Source organism: Roseinatronobacter ekhonensis, assembly GCF_900499075.1.
Classification (GTDB): domain Bacteria; phylum Pseudomonadota; class Alphaproteobacteria; order Rhodobacterales; family Rhodobacteraceae; genus Roseinatronobacter; species Roseinatronobacter ekhonensis.
This window is the reverse complement of sequence record NZ_UIHC01000001.1, coordinates 1-16,267: the sequence shown is the minus strand read 5'-3', so window position 1 is coordinate 16,267 and position 16,267 is coordinate 1. Positions and strand designations below refer to the sequence as shown.

The following is a 16,267-nucleotide window of genomic DNA, read 5'->3' as shown; positions in this document are numbered from 1 at the left end:
CGCACACTCGTATGATATGGGGCGTGCACAGATGGATCTGATTCCGATTGTCGATTACCTGGGCGAAAGCACCGTCGAGGCCCTGATGGGCCTGATGGTCGGCATGGTGTTCGGCGTTGCCGCGCAACGGTCACGCTTTTGCCTGCGGGCGGCCACAGTGGAATTCGCGCGCGGCGAGATGGGACCGCGCATGGCAATCTGGCTGCTGACCTTTTCGACCGCTGTGGTCTGGGTGCAGGGCGCGCAGATGCTGGGGCTGTTCCGGGCCGACGACGCACGCCTGATGGCCGTGGCCGGATCATGGTCCGGCGCGGTAATCGGCGGGCTTATGTTCGGCGCGGGCATGGTTCTGGCGCGCGGCTGCTCGGGGCGGTTACTGGTGCTGGCCGCGACAGGCAACCTGCGATCAGTCATCGCGGGCATGGTATTTGCGCTGGTCGCGCAGATGGCGATGTATGGCTGGCTGGCGCCGCTTCGCGTTTGGTTGGCAAGCCTTTGGACCACATCCGGCGGGCGCAATGTTCACCTGATGGACATGGTTGGGCTGACGCAGAACCTTGGCCTGTGGCTGGGCTTGGCCAGCGCGTTTTTCGCCCTGTTCCTAGCCTTTCGCCCTGTTCCTAGCCTTTCGCCACAAGCTGACATGGACCTCGTTGATCTTTGCCTCTGGCGTGGGCTTTGCCGTGGCGCTTGGCTGGATTGCCACGTGGACGCTGGCCCAGATCGCTTTTGACCCGATCAATGTGACATCGGCAACCTTCACCGGCCCATCGGCCAACACGCTGATGTTCTTTCTGGAACCCGCACCAAGGCTGCGTTTCGATATCGGGCTGGTTCCGGGCGTGGTGCTGGGGGCGTTCTTGGCCGCGCTGTTCGCGGGCGAACTGAAATGGCAGGGCTATGACGGAGCCGACGCCATGCGCCGCTCGCTATTCGGGGCCGGGCTGATGGGCTTTGGCGGCATGCTGGCTGGCGGCTGCGCCATCGGGTCGCTGACCGGGGCTTCGGTCTTTGCTACAACCGCCTGGTTGGCGCTGCTATGCATGTGGATCGGCGCGGCGCTGACCGATTTTCTGGTAGATCAGCGCGGACAACGTGGCTTGCCAGTGGCCGTATAAAACGCCGCAAGGCCGGGCGCGGAAGGATCCGCGCCCGTTCTCAGATCACTCCCATTCCATTTCGGAAAACACCACGCCCGCGTTGCGGGTGGCGAGTTCCTCGAACGTGTCCAGATGTGTATAGGGGGATTGGTCGACATAGTAAGATGTCGTCAGATCGCCGCCTTCGTCCAGATGGTCCGCAATCTTGCCCCGCAGATACACCAGATAGTCATGGGTGTAGCGCCGCACTTGCGCCAGATTTGTCGGATGGCCATGACCCGGGATCACATAGGTCGGGTTCAGCGGCTCTAGCGCAGTTTCCCAAGTCTCTATCCAGCAGCTTGTGCAGGTGCCCTCGAAAATCGGCGGCATCCGTTCCTGAAACGCAATGTCGCCCGCAATCATCAAGGATTGATCGGGCAGCCAGACCTGCGTGTCGCCGGGGCTGTGCGCAGGGCCAAGGTGCAGCACCTCTATGCGGACATCGCCCATCGAAGCGTCGTAGCTATCCTCGAACGTCAGCGTCGGTGCCATCGGGTCAGTGCCTTCGGCATTCTCCTGCGCGTAATTCTGAAGGGCTTGCAACGCCTGCCCGGCGTCGTTTTCAAACTCTTCCGCAGCGTCCACATGGCCCAGAACCGGCACCCCTTGGTCGATCCAGTAGTTGTTGCCCAACATCGCATGGCCCTGCCCGTTCTCGGCAATCACCAGCTTTACCGGCTGGTCGGTGCGCTCGCGGATTTCCGAGTGCAGGGCTTCGGCCAGCTTGTAGGACGCGCCTGAATTGACGACCACCACCCCGTCGCCCGTGATGATAAAGCTCAGGTTGTTGTTGTGGCCCGCGTTTTCATAGGTCGGTGGCGCAGTCGCCCCGATGGACGACCAGACATTCGGGATCACCTCGACCGGCTTGTTATACAGAACCGATTGCGGATATTTATCGGCAATATCCTCAGATGCAAGCGCGGTGCCCGTCCACAAAATAGCGGTCAGGCTGAGAAGCATGGTGCGTGTCATCGCTCAAACCTCCGCGTTGAAACGGTAGCCGCCGGTGGCGAGTTTTTCGGCACGGCCCAAACCGCCATCCCCGACATGGAACCCCGCGACAAGCAAGTCATCGGCGGTGATGCGGTCCAGAAGTGCGACGCGGGTGCTGCTGCCGGTCTCCGGATCCTGATCTGCCGCCGACGGGAACTCCGGTCGCTCGAACGCGATATGACCATTTCCGATCGCATCACCCGTGACCAACACACCCTGATTGCCCAGTTGCACCTGATAAGACATATGGCCGGGCGTGTGCCCCGAAGAGGCAACCGCCAGAACGCCGGGCACGACCTCGGCGCCATCCTCTACCAGCACGACCTGATCTGCGATCACATCCAGCCTGCGGGCCGCGCCCACCGCAAATGACTGGCGTTCCGCCCCAATCGTGTCGATTGTGGCCGGGTCGGTCCAGTAGTCCCACTCCGCGCGCCCCATGATGATCTGCGCATTGGGCAGGAACGGTTCGTCAAAGTCATCAAGCAGCCCCCATATATGGTCGGGGTGGCCATGTGTGATGACCAGGTGGGTCACATCGTCAGGGGAAACGCCCATATCGTCGAGGGTGTCGGGCAACATGCCCGCGCTGGACATGAAATCGCTTCCGGCGCCCACATCGAACAAGACGGTGCGTTGCCCATCGCGCAACAGCGTGTGATTGCATGGCGGGGTCATCTGGTCGGCTGACAAATCGTATCGGCTGCGAAGTTCGGCCAGAAATTCGGCTGGAAGCGCCTCTAGCGTGGAATCGCCCGGCAGCACCAGATTGCCGTCTGATACCATATCCAACCGCGCACCGCCCTGTTCTAAGGACGTGCGCGCAAAGGCGCGGCGGGGCAATAGGCCCTGAGCGGCCAGACCGGCAGCAATGGTCGATTGCAGGAAAAAGCGGCGATGCATGTGTAAACTCCCTCATGATCATCCCGCACGCAGGGGCGGGAAGGTTGCCGGAAAAGCGAGGGAGAGCGCGGGTTTCCGTAGAGAACATGTAATATCGTGAATGTGCCGAATGCAAGCCCGCTTAAAGGTTGCGCATCTCCAATTCGCGGGCGACTTCGGCGCGCACCAGCTTGCGGATGTTGCGGGTGATGCGTTCGCCCAACTCGCCCTGCAATTCCTGCCGCACGATCTGAGCAACAAGCTGCTCTAGCGCGCTCTCGTCCAGCACGGCATCATCCGCATGGTCGCTGCCGCCCTGCGCATGAGCGGCCGGTTGCGGTGGCTCGGTCCGTGAAATGGACAAGGCCTGCTCCAAACGCGCGAGCGTCGCGTCCAATGCGTTGTCGGTGATCGACTCGGTCAAAGCCTCTGCTGGCGCCGACTCAGTGGTTTGTGCATCTGTCGCCAAGGGTGCGGCAGGCCGGACTGGGGGCGACGCAACTGGGGTTGGAGATAGATGTCCGGCTTGCGCAATACGGGTCAAAAGCGGCGCGCGGCTGGGCGCATTGGCGAATTCTGGCTGCGCCAGGCGCATCTCTGGCCTTGGATTCTGGGTGCCGGCTTCCGCATCGGCCACGGTTTCGGGCGCTTGCGCCGCGTCCGTGACAGGTGCCGCGTTGTGCGGTGGGGCTGTTCTCTCCTGATCCGCCGCTTCGACTCTGTCGTCATCCGCAACATCGACACGCAGGGCAGAGGTCAGCACCAGCTTGCTAGGCTCGGCCTTCGCAGGCGCCTGTTGTGCGGAGCGGTCATCGTGCGAGACCAGACGCCGGATGGATGAAAGGACATCCTCGATCTCGTGCCGCGACATTGCTTCTGTCATTGTCCTTGCCCTTTCCCCGACCCGTCACCGCATGGGACATGTCGCGGTCTTGCGCCGCGATTTTCATCCCAAGCGCCCAAAGTAGCGCGTCCGGTGCCGCCAGACAATCACCCAGTTTCGCAGAGGGTTACTCTGACTTGTTCAGCGCGCGCAGAACCCGGTCCAGCGCCTCGCCCTGCGCCGACAACGCTGGAGCATCCTTCACCGCGTTGTAATATGCTTCTGGATCGTAAGTGGTGATCCCAAGCCCCAGATGATCCACCGTCAAAAGCCCCATGCTTGCCAACAGGTTATAGGTGGCGGTCTGAAGCCCGGCTTCGGCCTGAAGCAGCGTGGTGCGCGCGTTCAGAAGGTCGTTTTCGGCATTCAAAACGTCCAGCGTGGTGCGCGCGCCCAAGCGCGCTTCCTCGCGCGTGCCCTCGAACGCGCTTTGCGACGCTGCCACCTGCTGGCGGCTTGCGCTGATCCGCGCGCGCGTCACATCCAGATTGGCCCACGCCAAGCCAACATTTTGCAACACCTGAGCAACGGTCTGGTGCAGGCCAGCGCGGCTGGCGTCCCGCCGCGCAAGCGCTTGCCGTGACAATGCACGCAACTGGCCACCTTGGTAGATCGGACGCGCATATGTGATGCCAGCCGTCAAGCTGGTGGTGTCGTTCGTCGCGCTTGAAAAGCTCTGCCCGATCCCGGCTGACCCGGTCACAGACCCATGCCGTTGCGCGGCCACGCGCTCGGCATTCATCTCGGCAGCCGTCACTTCGAACTGCGCTTGCATGATGTTGGGATGAGTGCGGCGCGCAATATCCTGTGCTGCCTGCAAAGAGGCCGCAGTCCGTGGCAAGGCTGGTGCTGCACGCAGACTGCGCGGATACGACCCTGTCACCAGCTTGTATCCCTCGCGCGCCGCAGCCAGATCGCCTTCGGATGCCGCAAGTTGCGACCGGGCCGCCGCCAAGCGCGCCTCGGCCAGTGACACATCGGTGCGGGTCACCTCGCCCAGTTCGAACCGCTCGCGCGCCGCGCCCAATTCGCGCGTGATAACCCGAACTGTCGCCTGTTGTAGCAGAACCGCTTCCGTGGCGGTGCGCACATCCATGTAGGCCGATACCGCGTTGAACAGAACCTGCTGCTCTACGTTGACCAGCGCCTGACGCGTGGCCAAAACCTGCGCCTTTGCCGCTTCTTTGGCAAGGTTGCCGCGCCCGAAGTCGATCAGCGTGACATCGGCACTCAGGTTGAACGAGAGCGACAAGGACGACGCGCCCGCTCCCGTCTGCGTGCGTCCCTGGATACTGGTTGCGAAATTCACTACCGGGCGCAGGCTGGCAACGGCAATCGCGACATCCTCATCGGCTGCACGCAGCAACGCACGGTTCTGATCCAGCAGGTTGGAATTGCGGTACGCTGCAACGAAGGTATCGGCCAGCGACTGTGCCATGACGGGGAGCGGCGTGACCAGCACAGCCGCAAGGAACAGGGCGCTTAGATGTCGGATCATGGTCGCGGCCTTTTCTTGGTTCGAATTCAGAGGGTAAAGGCGCGGGCACGGTCGAAACCGGGCAGAACAGGCGCGCTGGCATTGAACGCATCGCGCCATGCAATGTGCCCTTGCCGCTTCACACCAAAACGCACCACGCCCAATGCCCCTTCCATGAACAGGCAAGCAACGCGCCCCCCGTCACGCAGTTGATCGGTCAATGCCGAGGGAAACTCTTCGGCGGCACCCTGCACGATGATCGCATCATATGGCGCATATTCCGGCGCACCATCTGCCAGCGGCCCGGTATGCAACACGACTGTATCACAACCGCTGGCGGCCAGCGCTGTTTCCGCATCGGACGCAAGCGCCTCATCCTCTTCGACGGCGACCACGCCTTGCGCCATCCGCGCAAGCACAGCAGACGAATATCCGGTCCCACACCCGATATCGAGCACAAGGTCCGCATCGCCGATTTCCAGCCCATCCAGCATCTTGGCGAAGGTGCGCGGCTCCAGCAGAACACGGCCCGCCCCAAGGTCGACATTGTTGCCCATATAGGCCGCCTCTATCAGGCGTTCAGGCGTGAAAACTTCACGCGGCACCCGCAGCATTGCATCGATGATCGGGAATTTCGTCACATCCGAAGGGCGCACTTGCGTGTCGACCATGATGGTGCGGCGGGCGGTGAAGTCCGTCATAACGTGAACTCTCCAGTTCAGTTTCTGTCTTAGAGTGCTTGCCACAGAACGCCCTCCATCGCAACATGACATAGCGCCTGACTGCGGGGTTTTGGGCGCGGGGCCTGCGTGCTAGGCGGGGGCGTAGCAACAGAGGAAGACAACCATGCACTATGCCGTTTATCTTGCGGGCGAGATTCACACCGACTGGCGCGACTCGCTGATCGCAGCCTCGGACGGGCTGCCCGTCAGCTTCACTGCACCTGTCACTGACCATGCCGCATCCGATGATTGTGGCGTGGCGATTCTGGGGGCAGAGCCGGATAAATTCTGGCATGACAACAAAGGTGCCAAGCTGAACGCCGTCCGCACCCGCAAAGCCATAGAGGAAGCCGACATCGTCGTCGTGCGCTTTGGCGAGAAATACAAGCAATGGAACGCGGCTTTTGACGCCGGATACGCGGCGGCACTCGGCAAATCGCTGATCGTGATGCACGGGGCCGACCATCAGCACGCGCTGAAAGAGGTGGATGCCGCCGCACTGGCCGTGGTCGAAACGCCCGAACACGTGGCCCAAATCCTACGTTATGTAACCGAAGGCACCCTACCGCGCTGATTGCGGCTTTACAGACCTGTCACCCGCGCACAATAAGCTGTCCACCATCATCAAACCAATGGGGATACACCATGCTTAACGAGTTCAAGGCTTTCATCATGCGCGGCAATGTCATGGATATGGCGGTCGGCATCATCATCGGTGCGGCGTTTACCGCGATCGTCACGTCCCTTGTGGATGATCTGGTCAACCCGCTGATCGGTCTGGTCATTGGCGGAGTGGATTTCAGCGCCATCAGCTTTGGCTTGGGCGACGCGCAATTCATGGTCGGCAATTTCATTAATGCCGTCATCAAATTCGTGATTGTGGCATGGGTGGTGTTCCTGTTGGTCAAAAGCGTGAACAGCATGGCCAACATGGCCAAGAAAGAAGAGGCCGTTGCGGAAGAAGCGCCCAAGGGTCCGACCACGGAGGAACTTCTGGCGGAAATTCGCGACTCCCTGAAAGCACGTTGAACCCTGCGGGCTGGCCTGTCTGGCCAGCCCTTGCCAAACACGTCAGCGCGCGGTAAGCGCGCCCTGCCCTGATGTATAGGGCACAAGTCTCCGCAACCTTGTAAAAACGGACCAGATCATGACCCGCACTTACCTGCCCGGCGTACTCGCCATGGCGGCCATTGTTGTCGCCTCGAATATCCTCGTTCAATTTCTGTTCGGAAACTGGCTGACATGGGGGGCGTTCACCTACCCGTTGGCATTTCTGGTCAATGACGTGATGAACCGCGTCTATGGCCCGGCAGCCGCGCGGCGCGTCGTTTGGGTCGGCTTTGCCGTGGGCGTCGCCTGCTCGCTGATCGGCACGCAGATCATGGGCGAATTCGGCCCGCTGGTGACATTGCGCATCGCGCTGGGGTCCGGCACCGCATTCCTGATCGCGCAACTCGTCGATGTGGCCATCTTCAACCGCCTGCGCGATGACAAACATGGCGGGCCGTGGTGGCGCGCGCCGCTGGCGTCGACGCTGGTTGGCTCGACCCTGGACACTGCCTTATTTTTCAGCATCGCGTTTTCGGCGACCCTGATTTTTCTGGAACCGGCCAATGACGTGTCCTGGGCCGGTGAAATCCTGCCGGTGTTGGGATTTGGCCCCGAATTGCCGCTTTGGGTCTCGCTCGCCGTGGCCGATTGGGCGGTCAAACTGTCATTGGCCCTATTGGCGCTTGTGCCCTTCCGGCTGATCGTTTCGAAAATGACGCAACCTGTCGCATAATTTCTTTTGACAAACACAAAATATGTGCCACCATCACCCTATCAGCAACGTAATGAAAGGAGGTGGTCCAGTGTCTAGAGTGATGTTGGAGAGAGGTGCGAAGACAGTCAGAGGGGGCAAATCCTGACGGCAGCCCTGATGGGGAACCCTTTTTGATTGAGCCGTGCTCTAATTCGGCTCCATCTCCTGAAACTCGTTATGGGCCGTCCAAAATTTGGGCGGCCCTTTCGATTGGAAAGCGAAAACACGATGCGCGTGACCGACGAAATCACCCTGCAAGATTGGGAACTGACCGAGACTTTTACCCGCGCGCAAGGCCCCGGCGGGCAGAACGTGAACAAGGTATCCTCTGCGGTGGAATTGCGGTTCGAGGCTGCCCGCAGTCCGAACCTGCCCGACCCCGTCAAGGCACGGTTGCGACGGCTGGCCGGGCGGCGCTGGACACAGGATGGCGCATTGATCTTGCGGGTCGAAGACACCCGCAGTCAGGTCCGCAACCGAGAGATCGCGCGCACCCGTCTGGCCGAGCTAATTCGCGCCGCACTGGTCGCCCCGAAAAAGCGGATCGCGACCCGCCCAAGCCTTGGCGCGAAGCGCAGAAGAATGGATGCCAAAACCCGGCGCGGGCAGATCAAGGCGCTGCGCGCACCACCTGACGGCGATTGAATCCACGACTTGCACCCTGTGATCCAAACTGTCATGAAACTGTCATGAAACTGTCGCATTGCGGCGGGATATGCCCGACACCGGACCCTCTTCCATGCCCAATGACATTCGCAGCATTATCTCTGGCCGCGCGGCGCCAGCCTTCGTGCAGGTCGCGGCGCTGTGCTTGCAGCAGGGGAAAAGCGGGCTGGAGGTGTTGCTGGTAAAAACCTTGCGCACCGGGGGCTGGGTTATCCCCAAAGGTTGGCCAATGCCCGGCAAAACCCTGTCAGAGGCAGCCGCAATAGAAGCGTGGGAAGAGGCTGGCGCCACTGGGAAGATAGAGTCCAACCCGATCGGCAGCTTTAGCTACACCAAAATACGCAGCAGCGGATTTCCGGTGCAGTGCCGTGCACAAGTTTTCCTGATGAAACGGGCAGAGACAACGAAAGACTATCCCGAGGCCGACAAACGCACCCGCCAATGGACCCGACTTGATACTGCTGCGACGATGGTGCGCGACCCAGAACTTGCCGACTTGCTGACAGGGCTTGAAAATGCCCCGCCCAAAGGGTGCTAAAGGCTGCCGAAGCGCTGCATTTTTCAGGCTAGTTGACGCAGTACCAGCTAAGCCAATTCAAAGCTCTCAGGGCATCCGCCTTGAACGCGCTTTAGCTGCGACGGACACGAATGATGACGTCTACGCGCGCAATCTCTGCCCCGTCAGGCGCGGCGGGCAGGCGCGAGATTTCCAGATCGGCCGCTGGTGCATCGCTTAATTCCTGCGAGTCTTCCCAGAAGAAATGCGGATGATCCTCGGTGCATGTGTCGAAATAGGATCTTTGACCATCGACCGTGATCTCATTCATCAGGCCCGCGTCACAGAACGCCCGCAGAGTGTTGTACACCGTCGCCAGCGATACGCTTTCACCACGTTCCTTTGCAGCCATGAACAGCCCTTCGGCGGTCACATGGCGGTCGCAGCCGTCCCCAACCAGAAGGCCCGCCAATGACAGCCGCTGCCGCGTCGGACGTACCCTTGCACGGGCAAGCCAACTTGCGCCGGTTTCAAGGGCTGTATCGGTGATGTCTGCGAAATTCGTGTCCATGACCTTTAAATAAGCGTGAAATTCGCAGAATTCAAATGAAAACAGGTCGCAAGCCGCGCAGCGCACCCTTGCAGCCTGTCAAATGGGGGTGATAGACCCGTTCAACCGCGTCAAGGCCAGCAACAGGAGAGTGCACCATGTCCCAATTTCCAACCTCTTTCGACAAAGAGGGCCTGCTGGCCTGCGCCCGTGGCGAACTGTTCGGCCCCGGTAATGCGCAACTGCCCGCGCCGCCCATGTTGATGATGGACCGCATCACGGATGTATCCTCGGATGGCGGATTGCACGGCAAGGGGCATATCACGGCGGAATTCGACATCACCCCCGACCTGTGGTTTTTCGAATGTCACTTTCCCGGCAACCCCATCATGCCCGGCTGCCTGGGGCTGGATGGGTTGTGGCAACTGACCGGCTTCAACCTTGGCTGGCGCGGCTGGCAAGGGCGCGGATATGCGCTTGGCGTGGGCGAGGTGAAGCTGACCGGAATGGTCCGCCCCGATCGCAAGATGCTGACCTACAAGGTAGATTTCACCAAGGCACTCCAGACCCGCCGCCTGACCATGGGCGTGGCGGATGGCGTGGTCGAAGCCGATGGCGAAGTGATCTATCAGGTCAAGGACATGAAAGTCGCCCTGTCCGAAGGCTAGATATCTGCGCGGCGTGCGGCGGGCCTGGTTCGTCAGGAATATTCACCAATTTGATTCAGATCACGACATTTTGCCCAAATCCGTTTACACAGTCACCAACGGAAAGCGGGAAAAGATGCGCCTGACAACACGAACCAATCTGGCCCTGCGGGTCTTGATGACCTGCGGGATCAACAGCGGCGCAAAGCTGCGCACAGCGGATATTGCCGAACGGTGCAATGCATCGGTCCATCACCTGTTGCAGGTTGTCCACACCCTGCAAGAGCACGGCTTTGTCGATACGCTACGCGGTCGCGGCGGTGGCTTGCGGCTCGCACGCGACAGTGGCGAAATCTCTATCGGCGAGGTGTTTCGGATCTTCGAATCCGGCACGCCATTTGCAGAGTGTTTCTCTGAAGAGGGCAACACCTGTCCCTTGGTCAGCGCGTGCCGTTTGCGGAACTACCTGACCCGTGCGCTGGATGCGTTTTATCATGAGCTGGACATGATAACCCTGCGCGACCTTGTGCGCGGCAATTGCGGGCTGCACGAATTGCTGGACATGGCCCCCCAAGCACCCGCGAATTGCGAAACAGCCTCATAACGATACCAAGACAAGATCGCGCTTGCGGCTTGCTCTGAGAGCGTGCCTGCCCTAGACAGGCGGGCGGCTTAGATACAAGGGGGGACGCCAATGCGTCGCGTTGTCATTACAGGTTTGGGTGTGATTTCACCCATCGGAAATAACGCCGAAGAAGTGTCGGACAGCTTGCGCAAGGGGCGCTCCGGGATTGTCTTTGCGCCCGAATATGCCGAGCACGGATTCCGCAGCCAGGTCAAAGGCGAACCCAAGATCGTGCTGGAAGACCATGTCGACAAGCGCAACCTGCGTTTCATGGGGCCGGGTGCGGCCTATAATTTCCTGTCCATGCAGCAGGCGATTGCCGATGCCGGGCTGGAACAGAGCGACATTTCCAACCCGCGCACTGGCCTCGTGACAGGGTCGGGCGGGCCATCCACCTCGAACCTGTTTCAGGCACACAAAATCGTGGTCGAAAAGGGCAGCCCCAAGCGCATGGGGCCCTTCATGGTCACGCGCTGCATGTCCTCCACGAATTCGGCCTGTCTGGCCACACCGTTCCAGATCAAGGGTGTGAACTACTCGATCACCTCGGCCTGTTCTACGTCGGCGCATTGCATCGGCAACGGTGCAGAGCTGATCCAGATGGGCAAGCAGGACATTGTCTTTGCCGGTGGCGGCGAGGAACTGGACTGGACCCTGTCCTGCCTGTTCGACGCGATGGGCGCGATGTCATCCAAGTATAACGACACCCCCGAAAGCGCAGCCCGCGCCTTTGACGCGACCCGCGACGGGTTCGTGATCGGCGGCGGTGGCGGCATGCTTGTTCTGGAAGAACTGGAACACGCCAAAGCGCGAGGTGCCAAAATTTACGCAGAGGTCACGGGCTATGGCGCGACATCGGACGGGCATGACATGGTCGCGCCCTCTGGCGAGGGCGGCGAGCGGTCCATGCGGCTGGCGATTGACACCCTGCCCGAGGGCCGCAAGGTGAGCTATATCAACGCGCACGGCACCTCTACCCCGGCGGGCGACGTGACCGAGGTGGACGCCATCCGCCGCATATGGGGCGAAGGCAACGTCCCGCCCATCTCATCCACCAAATCGCTGACAGGCCATAGCCTTGGCGCAACAGGTGTGCATGAGGCGATCTATTCGCTGCTGATGATGCAGGGCAACTTCATTACCGCATCCGTTAATGTGACCGAGCTGGACCCCGCGATCCGCGAAGGCGAAATCGCCACATCGCTGGTCGAGGATGTCGACCTGGATTCGGTCCTGTCCAACAGCTTTGGTTTTGGCGGCACCAACGCGACGCTGCTCTTCAGCGCCTACCGCGACTAAGGGGACTGTCATGGCAGGCTTGATGCAAGGCAAACGCGGGCTGGTGATGGGCGTGGCCAATGAGCGCTCTATCGCATGGGGCATCGCGCAGGCGCTCGCCTCTGAGGGGGCAGAGCTTGCGTTCAGCTATCAGGGCGAAGCCTTCGGCAAGCGGGTGGAGCCGCTGGCCGCCAGCGTCGGATCTGACCTGTTGCTGGATGTCGATGTCAGCGATGACGCGTCCATGGATGCGGCCTTTGCCGCACTAAAGGACCGCTGGGGGCAGATGGATTTTCTGGTCCATGCGATCGCCTTTTCCGACAAAGCCGAACTGACCGGCCATTTCCGCGACACGACCCGCGCCAATTTCGCCCATTCGCTGAACATAAGCTGCTACAGCTTCATCGACGCGGGCCGCCGCGCCGCGGACCTTATGCCAGATGGCGGCTGCTTGCTGACCGTGACCTTTCAAGGGTCCAACAAGGTAACGCCGTTCTACAACGTGATGGGCGTGGCAAAGGCCGCGCTGGAAAGCGCCACCCGCTATCTGGCCAATGACCTTGGGCCGGACGGTGTGCGCGTGAACGCAATCAGCCCCGGCCCGATGAAGACACTCGCCGGCGCGGCCATCGGCGGTGCGCGCAAGACCTATCGCCACACCGAAACCAATGCGCCCTTGCGCACGAATGCCACGCTTGCCAGCGTTGGCGGGGCCGCAGTATTTCTGGCCAGCGACTATGGCGCACATACCACGGGCGAGATTGTGCATGTCGATGGCGGCTATCACATCATGGGTCTGCCGCAGGTGGAAAACCTGTAAGGGGGCTTCGCGCCCCCTCTGGGCGGCTTCACCGCCCATTCACCCCCGCGGAGTATTTCTGGCAAGATGAAGACGCTTGCCCAGCAACAGGCCCAAAGCAGCACCGCCGAGTGATAGCGCAAGCGTCGTCACGACATAGAGCGCCGCAAAGGCATAGTCGCCCGCTTGCAGCAAGATGAGCGTTTCCAGCCCGAACAGGGAAAAGGTGGTAAATCCGCCGCAAAAGCCCGTCATGGCAAAGGCGTGCCCACGCGCGTTCAGCGGCAAGCTCGCCAGCATACCGATCAGCACCGAGCCTGCGACATTGGCCAGCAAGGTCCCGCAGAGCGGCAGGAGCCACCACAGCCCTGCGCGTGCCGCCGCGCCAAGCGCCGCCCCGAGTGCGACCGGGGCCATCATAGACCAGCCCATAGACCAAGGGCCACAGCCGCCACGGCCACTGCAACAGACCCCACGACATTCGCCGCCGCCCGGAAACGCGCACCGCCTTGCCACATCTGCAAGCTTTGCAAGGCGAAACCGGACACTGTGGTGTATGCACCCAGAACCCCCGTGGCCAAGAACAGCCACAGCGCGCTGTCAGGCGCCGCCCGCGCCGCAAGGTAGCCCAAGGCCAGACTGCCAGTTCCATTGACCAGCATCACACCCGCCGCGCCACGGATGCGCGTGCAGAGCCATGCGCGCGCCATGCCGCCAAAGCCGCCGCCCGCCATAACCGCAAGAATTGAGCCAAGACCCGGTTCCATCCCTCTGTCGTAGCGCAAGCGGTGACGAAGCCCAATGCCGAAACGCGGGGCCGTGATTGACTTTGGACGTATCGACACGCTAAGCCCCAAGCGCCATACCATGAGGTTGCAAACCGTGCCGATCCAACTCGCCGATGATGCCGTTCAAGCGGGCCGCGATGTGCTGCTGACCGAAGCCCGCGCGCTAGAGCAGATGGCGAACCAGTTGGGCATGGCCTTCGGGCAGGCAGTGGCACGGCTTACGCAACTCAAGGGGCGGCTGATTGTGGTCGGGATCGGCAAGTCTGGACATGTCGGGCGCAAGATGGCCGCGACCTTTGCCTCTACAGGGACGCCCGCGCATTTTGTCCACGCCTCAGAAGCCAGCCACGGCGATCTGGGCATGATCACGCAGGATGATTGCTGCATCCTGCTCTCGAATTCGGGCGAGTCGCGCGAGTTGAGCGATGTCATCAGTTACACACGCCGCTTCAACATACCAATGATCGCGATCACCCGCGTGCCCGACAGCACCTTGGGCAGCCGCGCCGATATCGTTCTGGCCCTGCCCGATGTGCCAGAGGCCTGCGCGATCGGAATGGCGCCAACCACCTCGACCACGGCGAGCATGGCCTTGGGCGATGCGCTGGCGGTTGCGGTGATGAAGCGCAAGGGGTTCGACCCCGAGCATTTCCACATGTTCCACCCCGGCGGCAAATTGGGCGCGCAGTTCCTGAGGGTCGCGGACCTGATGTATTCCGGCGACGCGCTTCCGTTGGTCGGCGAAGACACACCGATGTCGGAAGTGCTGATGCGCATGACCGGCACGGGCTATGGCGTGGCGATCATTGTCGCCGGCGCGCGCTTGACAGGGATCATCACCGATGGGGACTTGCGCCGCAATATGGACGGTCTGATGACCCGCTGCGCCCGCGACGTGGCTACCCATAACCCCAAGACCATCGCCCCCGATGCGCTGGTATCCGAAGCGGTCGCGGTGATGAACGGCAAGAAGGTCAACGCACTGTGCGTGGTCGATGATGGCGGCGACGTGAAGGGGATGATCCGACTGCATGATTGCCTGCGCGCGGGGGTTGTGTGACATGACCTCAATAGTGGGAAACGAAAGAGATTTGGTCTGGAGCGGAGGCATATCCTCCCGACAAAGGGACACTACGGCATGAAAAAAATTGGTGAATATTGGGTGCCGGATGTCGATACCTTCTGGTTCAAGAATATGCGCAAGACCCGCAAGAACTATGAAAATGGCGGGCACGGAACCCAGCTTCACCACCTGACAGAAGCAATTGATGCGATGCGCAAGCTGGCAGGGGCAGATCGTCTTGGACAGGGGATCGCGATAGATGCCGGTGCGAATGTCGGAGCATATGCGCGACATATGGCAGCGCATTTCGCACATGTGAACGCATTCGAGCCTGCACAGGATACATTCGATTGTTTGGCGCGCAATATCGACGATTGGGGGCTCTGTGATAAGATTACTGCCCACCAGAAGGCGCTTTCAAACAAGTCGGAAGGTGTCAGTATGGGCACGCCGGGGCTTTTTCGACGCTCGATTTCACGCGAGGTGTCGGGCGCGGGTGACATTCCAGCCGTTTCGCTCGATGCCCTGAACCTTGGCGCGGTTCTGTTCCTGAAACTTGATGTCGAAGGCTACGAGATGAAAACGCTTCAGGGCGCGACGGAGATGGTGGAACGCGAGCGTCCCTTCGTCATGATGGAGATGAAGGAACGCAAGATCGCCAAAGGAACCGCAGATATGGCCGCGCATGAATTCCTGACGGAACGCGGCTACACCGTTTGCGCGAAGCTTGGCACGCCATTTGTGGATTGGCTTTATGCGCCCCCCACGCCGTAAAAGTCGCGCTTGACTAGCGCAGCAGCGCGGGTGCCAGCCGGTCGCCGAAGCTTGCGCGGCCCTCGGTGCTCAGATGGTCGGCGTCAGTCCAGAAACTGCGCTCGCAGGTCAGAAAATCCTGTGGCATTTGCAGCTTCACCAAGTCCATCTGGTCAACGACGGTCACATTCGCCAAATCGCCACCAATGCGCGCGACAAGCGCCGCAAGCCCGGCGAACAGCTCCTGTTGTCCGGGACGCAGCGCAAATGGATGGTCGCAGCCTTTTCGCATAATGTAGCTGTCGGGGATATGCGGCTCCTGCCGGGGTGTCAGCCAGAAAACAGGGACAAATTGCGCGATATCCTCGACATATGACCCGATTGCACGGACAGCATTCTCGCGCAGGACAAGAGACGCGGTGGCGATCCTGTCCTCTGGGGCGAACCGCATGAACAACCGTTCACTGCTACGCCCCGCGCGATCCTGAACCATGTGCTGCCCGGCGGTTTCGAAGATCACGCGCTCGAATACCCTATCAACCTCCGAAAGCAGATCCAGAAAGCTCTGATATACTCCGAGTCCTGCAGAAGCCGAATTTGTTGACTTGACTGCTGGGTTTGGAACGATTCAGCTATTGCTTATGATCCGCCCTGACTTTCTTTCCTCACCAGCCCGCCTCGAGCTTGAGGCTTGCG

Annotated in this window: 20 protein-coding genes and 1 pseudogene; 12 read left to right on the top strand and 9 right to left on the bottom strand. The window is 60.9% G+C overall.

The features are described 5' to 3' along the window. Nucleotides 1-31 precede the first annotated feature (31 nt). Nucleotides 32-1,118 (top strand): annotated as a pseudogene (locus ROE7235_RS00105) (YeeE/YedE family protein). A gap of 45 nt (nt 1,119-1,163) precedes the next feature. Here the strand turns inward: ROE7235_RS00105 and ROE7235_RS00100 are convergent. From ROE7235_RS00100 to ROE7235_RS00080, 5 genes are all read right to left on the bottom strand, one after another. Next, nucleotides 1,164-2,117, bottom strand: coding sequence for an MBL fold metallo-hydrolase (locus ROE7235_RS00100; RefSeq protein ID WP_121092627.1), 954 nt, complete (start codon nt 2,115-2,117; stop codon nt 1,164-1,166). 3 nt (nt 2,118-2,120) lie between these two features. Beyond that, nucleotides 2,121-3,041 carry an MBL fold metallo-hydrolase gene (locus ROE7235_RS00095; protein WP_121092626.1) on the bottom strand — a complete coding sequence of 307 codons (921 nt, stop codon included), beginning with the start codon at nt 3,039-3,041 and terminating at the stop codon, nt 2,121-2,123. A gap of 121 nt (nt 3,042-3,162) precedes the next feature. Next, complete coding sequence (locus ROE7235_RS00090) at nt 3,163-3,903, bottom strand: hypothetical protein (protein WP_121092625.1); 741 nt, start codon at nt 3,901-3,903, stop codon at nt 3,163-3,165. 127 nt (nt 3,904-4,030) lie between these two features. Beyond that, nucleotides 4,031-5,401, bottom strand: coding sequence for a TolC family outer membrane protein (locus ROE7235_RS00085; protein ID WP_183073222.1), 1,371 nt, complete (start codon nt 5,399-5,401; stop codon nt 4,031-4,033). 26 nt (nt 5,402-5,427) lie between these two features. Beyond that, the gene (locus ROE7235_RS00080) at nt 5,428-6,081 is read right to left on the bottom strand and encodes a protein-L-isoaspartate O-methyltransferase family protein (protein WP_121092624.1); all 654 of its coding nucleotides are present in this window, start codon (nt 6,079-6,081) and stop codon (nt 5,428-5,430) included. 145 nt (nt 6,082-6,226) lie between these two features. Here ROE7235_RS00080 and ROE7235_RS00075 point away from each other — a divergent pair, with 145 nt between their 5' ends. From ROE7235_RS00075 to ROE7235_RS00055, 5 genes are all read left to right on the top strand, one after another. Then, the gene (locus tag ROE7235_RS00075) at nt 6,227-6,676 is read left to right on the top strand and encodes a YtoQ family protein (RefSeq protein ID WP_121092623.1); all 450 of its coding nucleotides are present in this window, start codon (nt 6,227-6,229) and stop codon (nt 6,674-6,676) included. 71 nt (nt 6,677-6,747) lie between these two features. Then, on the top strand, nt 6,748-7,131 hold the full coding sequence (gene mscL / locus ROE7235_RS00070) for a large conductance mechanosensitive channel protein MscL (protein ID WP_121092622.1): 384 nt from the start codon (nt 6,748-6,750) through the stop codon (nt 7,129-7,131). A 118-nt stretch (nt 7,132-7,249) separates the two neighbouring features. Next, a complete protein-coding gene (locus ROE7235_RS00065) occupies nt 7,250-7,885 on the top strand; it encodes a queuosine precursor transporter (RefSeq protein ID WP_121092621.1) in 636 nt (211 codons plus the stop codon). Between the two features lie 249 nt (nt 7,886-8,134). Next, nucleotides 8,135-8,551, top strand: a complete 417-nt coding sequence (gene arfB, locus ROE7235_RS00060) for an alternative ribosome rescue aminoacyl-tRNA hydrolase ArfB (RefSeq protein WP_121092785.1) — start codon at nt 8,135-8,137, stop codon at nt 8,549-8,551. 94 nt (nt 8,552-8,645) lie between these two features. Further along, on the top strand, nt 8,646-9,110 hold the full coding sequence (locus ROE7235_RS00055; protein ID WP_183073221.1) for an NUDIX hydrolase: 465 nt from the start codon (nt 8,646-8,648) through the stop codon (nt 9,108-9,110). Between the two features lie 91 nt (nt 9,111-9,201). On the opposite strand, the gene irr is transcribed toward ROE7235_RS00055, so the two are convergent. After that, nucleotides 9,202-9,639, bottom strand: coding sequence for a Fur family transcriptional regulator Irr (irr, locus tag ROE7235_RS00050; RefSeq protein WP_121092619.1), 438 nt, complete (start codon nt 9,637-9,639; stop codon nt 9,202-9,204). Between the two features lie 137 nt (nt 9,640-9,776). On the opposite strand from irr, the gene fabA reads away from it, so the two are divergent. The 4 genes from fabA (at nt 9,777) to ROE7235_RS00030 (ending at nt 12,988) form a co-directional block, all read left to right on the top strand. Beyond that, nucleotides 9,777-10,286, top strand: coding sequence for a bifunctional 3-hydroxydecanoyl-ACP dehydratase/trans-2-decenoyl-ACP isomerase (gene fabA, locus ROE7235_RS00045; protein ID WP_121092618.1), 510 nt, complete (start codon nt 9,777-9,779; stop codon nt 10,284-10,286). Nucleotides 10,287-10,401: 115 nt separating this feature from the next. Further along, nucleotides 10,402-10,869, top strand: coding sequence for an RrF2 family transcriptional regulator (locus ROE7235_RS00040; RefSeq protein WP_121092784.1), 468 nt, complete (start codon nt 10,402-10,404; stop codon nt 10,867-10,869). A gap of 90 nt (nt 10,870-10,959) precedes the next feature. Continuing rightward, nucleotides 10,960-12,189 (top strand): beta-ketoacyl-ACP synthase I, encoded by a 1,230-nt coding sequence (fabB, locus tag ROE7235_RS00035; RefSeq protein ID WP_121092617.1) that lies wholly within the window; start codon nt 10,960-10,962, stop codon nt 12,187-12,189. A gap of 10 nt (nt 12,190-12,199) precedes the next feature. Then, nucleotides 12,200-12,988 (top strand): enoyl-ACP reductase FabI, encoded by a 789-nt coding sequence (locus tag ROE7235_RS00030; protein WP_121092616.1) that lies wholly within the window; start codon nt 12,200-12,202, stop codon nt 12,986-12,988. A gap of 39 nt (nt 12,989-13,027) precedes the next feature. On the opposite strand, the gene ROE7235_RS00025 is transcribed toward ROE7235_RS00030, so the two are convergent. Both ROE7235_RS00025 and ROE7235_RS00020 read right to left on the bottom strand, forming a co-directional pair. Beyond that, entirely contained in the window at nt 13,028-13,387 is a 360-nt protein-coding gene (locus tag ROE7235_RS00025) for a fluoride efflux transporter FluC (RefSeq protein ID WP_220669526.1), read from the bottom strand. Further along, the gene (locus ROE7235_RS00020; protein ID WP_183073220.1) at nt 13,384-13,752 is read right to left on the bottom strand and encodes a CrcB family protein; all 369 of its coding nucleotides are present in this window, start codon (nt 13,750-13,752) and stop codon (nt 13,384-13,386) included. The genes ROE7235_RS00025 and ROE7235_RS00020 overlap by 4 nt, the downstream gene beginning before the upstream one ends. Before the next feature lie 82 nt (nt 13,753-13,834). On the opposite strand from ROE7235_RS00020, the gene ROE7235_RS00015 reads away from it, so the two are divergent. Beyond that, nucleotides 13,835-14,815, top strand: a complete 981-nt coding sequence (locus tag ROE7235_RS00015) for a KpsF/GutQ family sugar-phosphate isomerase (protein ID WP_121092613.1) — start codon at nt 13,835-13,837, stop codon at nt 14,813-14,815. Between the two features lie 78 nt (nt 14,816-14,893). After that, nucleotides 14,894-15,592: an FkbM family methyltransferase gene (locus ROE7235_RS00010; protein ID WP_121092612.1), complete on the top strand. Its 699-nt coding sequence runs from the start codon at nt 14,894-14,896 to the stop codon at nt 15,590-15,592. A gap of 13 nt (nt 15,593-15,605) precedes the next feature. On the opposite strand, the gene ROE7235_RS00005 is transcribed toward ROE7235_RS00010, so the two are convergent. Continuing rightward, the gene (locus ROE7235_RS00005) at nt 15,606-16,091 is read right to left on the bottom strand and encodes a hypothetical protein (RefSeq protein WP_121092611.1); all 486 of its coding nucleotides are present in this window, start codon (nt 16,089-16,091) and stop codon (nt 15,606-15,608) included. Between the last annotated feature and the right edge of the window lie 176 nt (nt 16,092-16,267).

What these genes read in the sequence shown, in the direction of transcription:
- ROE7235_RS00080 (WP_121092624.1), bottom strand. Translation starts at nt 6,081, where the DNA reads ATGACGGACTTCACCGCCCGCCGCACCATCATGGTCGACACGCAAGTG.
- ROE7235_RS00010 (WP_121092612.1), top strand. Translation starts at nt 14,894, where the DNA reads ATGAAAAAAATTGGTGAATATTGGGTGCCGGATGTCGATACCTTCTGG.
- ROE7235_RS00025 (WP_220669526.1), bottom strand. Translation starts at nt 13,387, where the DNA reads ATGATGGCCCCGGTCGCACTCGGGGCGGCGCTTGGCGCGGCGGCACGC.
- ROE7235_RS00055 (WP_183073221.1), top strand. Translation starts at nt 8,646, where the DNA reads ATGCCCAATGACATTCGCAGCATTATCTCTGGCCGCGCGGCGCCAGCC.
- ROE7235_RS00075 (WP_121092623.1), top strand. Translation starts at nt 6,227, where the DNA reads ATGCACTATGCCGTTTATCTTGCGGGCGAGATTCACACCGACTGGCGC.
- ROE7235_RS00090 (WP_121092625.1), bottom strand. Translation starts at nt 3,903, where the DNA reads ATGACAGAAGCAATGTCGCGGCACGAGATCGAGGATGTCCTTTCATCC.
- ROE7235_RS00040 (WP_121092784.1), top strand. Translation starts at nt 10,402, where the DNA reads ATGCGCCTGACAACACGAACCAATCTGGCCCTGCGGGTCTTGATGACC.
- ROE7235_RS00015 (WP_121092613.1), top strand. Translation starts at nt 13,835, where the DNA reads ATGAGGTTGCAAACCGTGCCGATCCAACTCGCCGATGATGCCGTTCAA.
- fabB (WP_121092617.1), top strand. Translation starts at nt 10,960, where the DNA reads ATGCGTCGCGTTGTCATTACAGGTTTGGGTGTGATTTCACCCATCGGA.
- ROE7235_RS00095 (WP_121092626.1), bottom strand. Translation starts at nt 3,041, where the DNA reads ATGCATCGCCGCTTTTTCCTGCAATCGACCATTGCTGCCGGTCTGGCC.
- fabA (WP_121092618.1), top strand. Translation starts at nt 9,777, where the DNA reads ATGTCCCAATTTCCAACCTCTTTCGACAAAGAGGGCCTGCTGGCCTGC.
- arfB (WP_121092785.1), top strand. Translation starts at nt 8,135, where the DNA reads ATGCGCGTGACCGACGAAATCACCCTGCAAGATTGGGAACTGACCGAG.
- ROE7235_RS00065 (WP_121092621.1), top strand. Translation starts at nt 7,250, where the DNA reads ATGACCCGCACTTACCTGCCCGGCGTACTCGCCATGGCGGCCATTGTT.
- ROE7235_RS00100 (WP_121092627.1), bottom strand. Translation starts at nt 2,117, where the DNA reads ATGACACGCACCATGCTTCTCAGCCTGACCGCTATTTTGTGGACGGGC.
- mscL (WP_121092622.1), top strand. Translation starts at nt 6,748, where the DNA reads ATGCTTAACGAGTTCAAGGCTTTCATCATGCGCGGCAATGTCATGGAT.
- ROE7235_RS00030 (WP_121092616.1), top strand. Translation starts at nt 12,200, where the DNA reads ATGGCAGGCTTGATGCAAGGCAAACGCGGGCTGGTGATGGGCGTGGCC.
- irr (WP_121092619.1), bottom strand. Translation starts at nt 9,639, where the DNA reads ATGGACACGAATTTCGCAGACATCACCGATACAGCCCTTGAAACCGGC.
- ROE7235_RS00085 (WP_183073222.1), bottom strand. Translation starts at nt 5,401, where the DNA reads ATGATCCGACATCTAAGCGCCCTGTTCCTTGCGGCTGTGCTGGTCACG.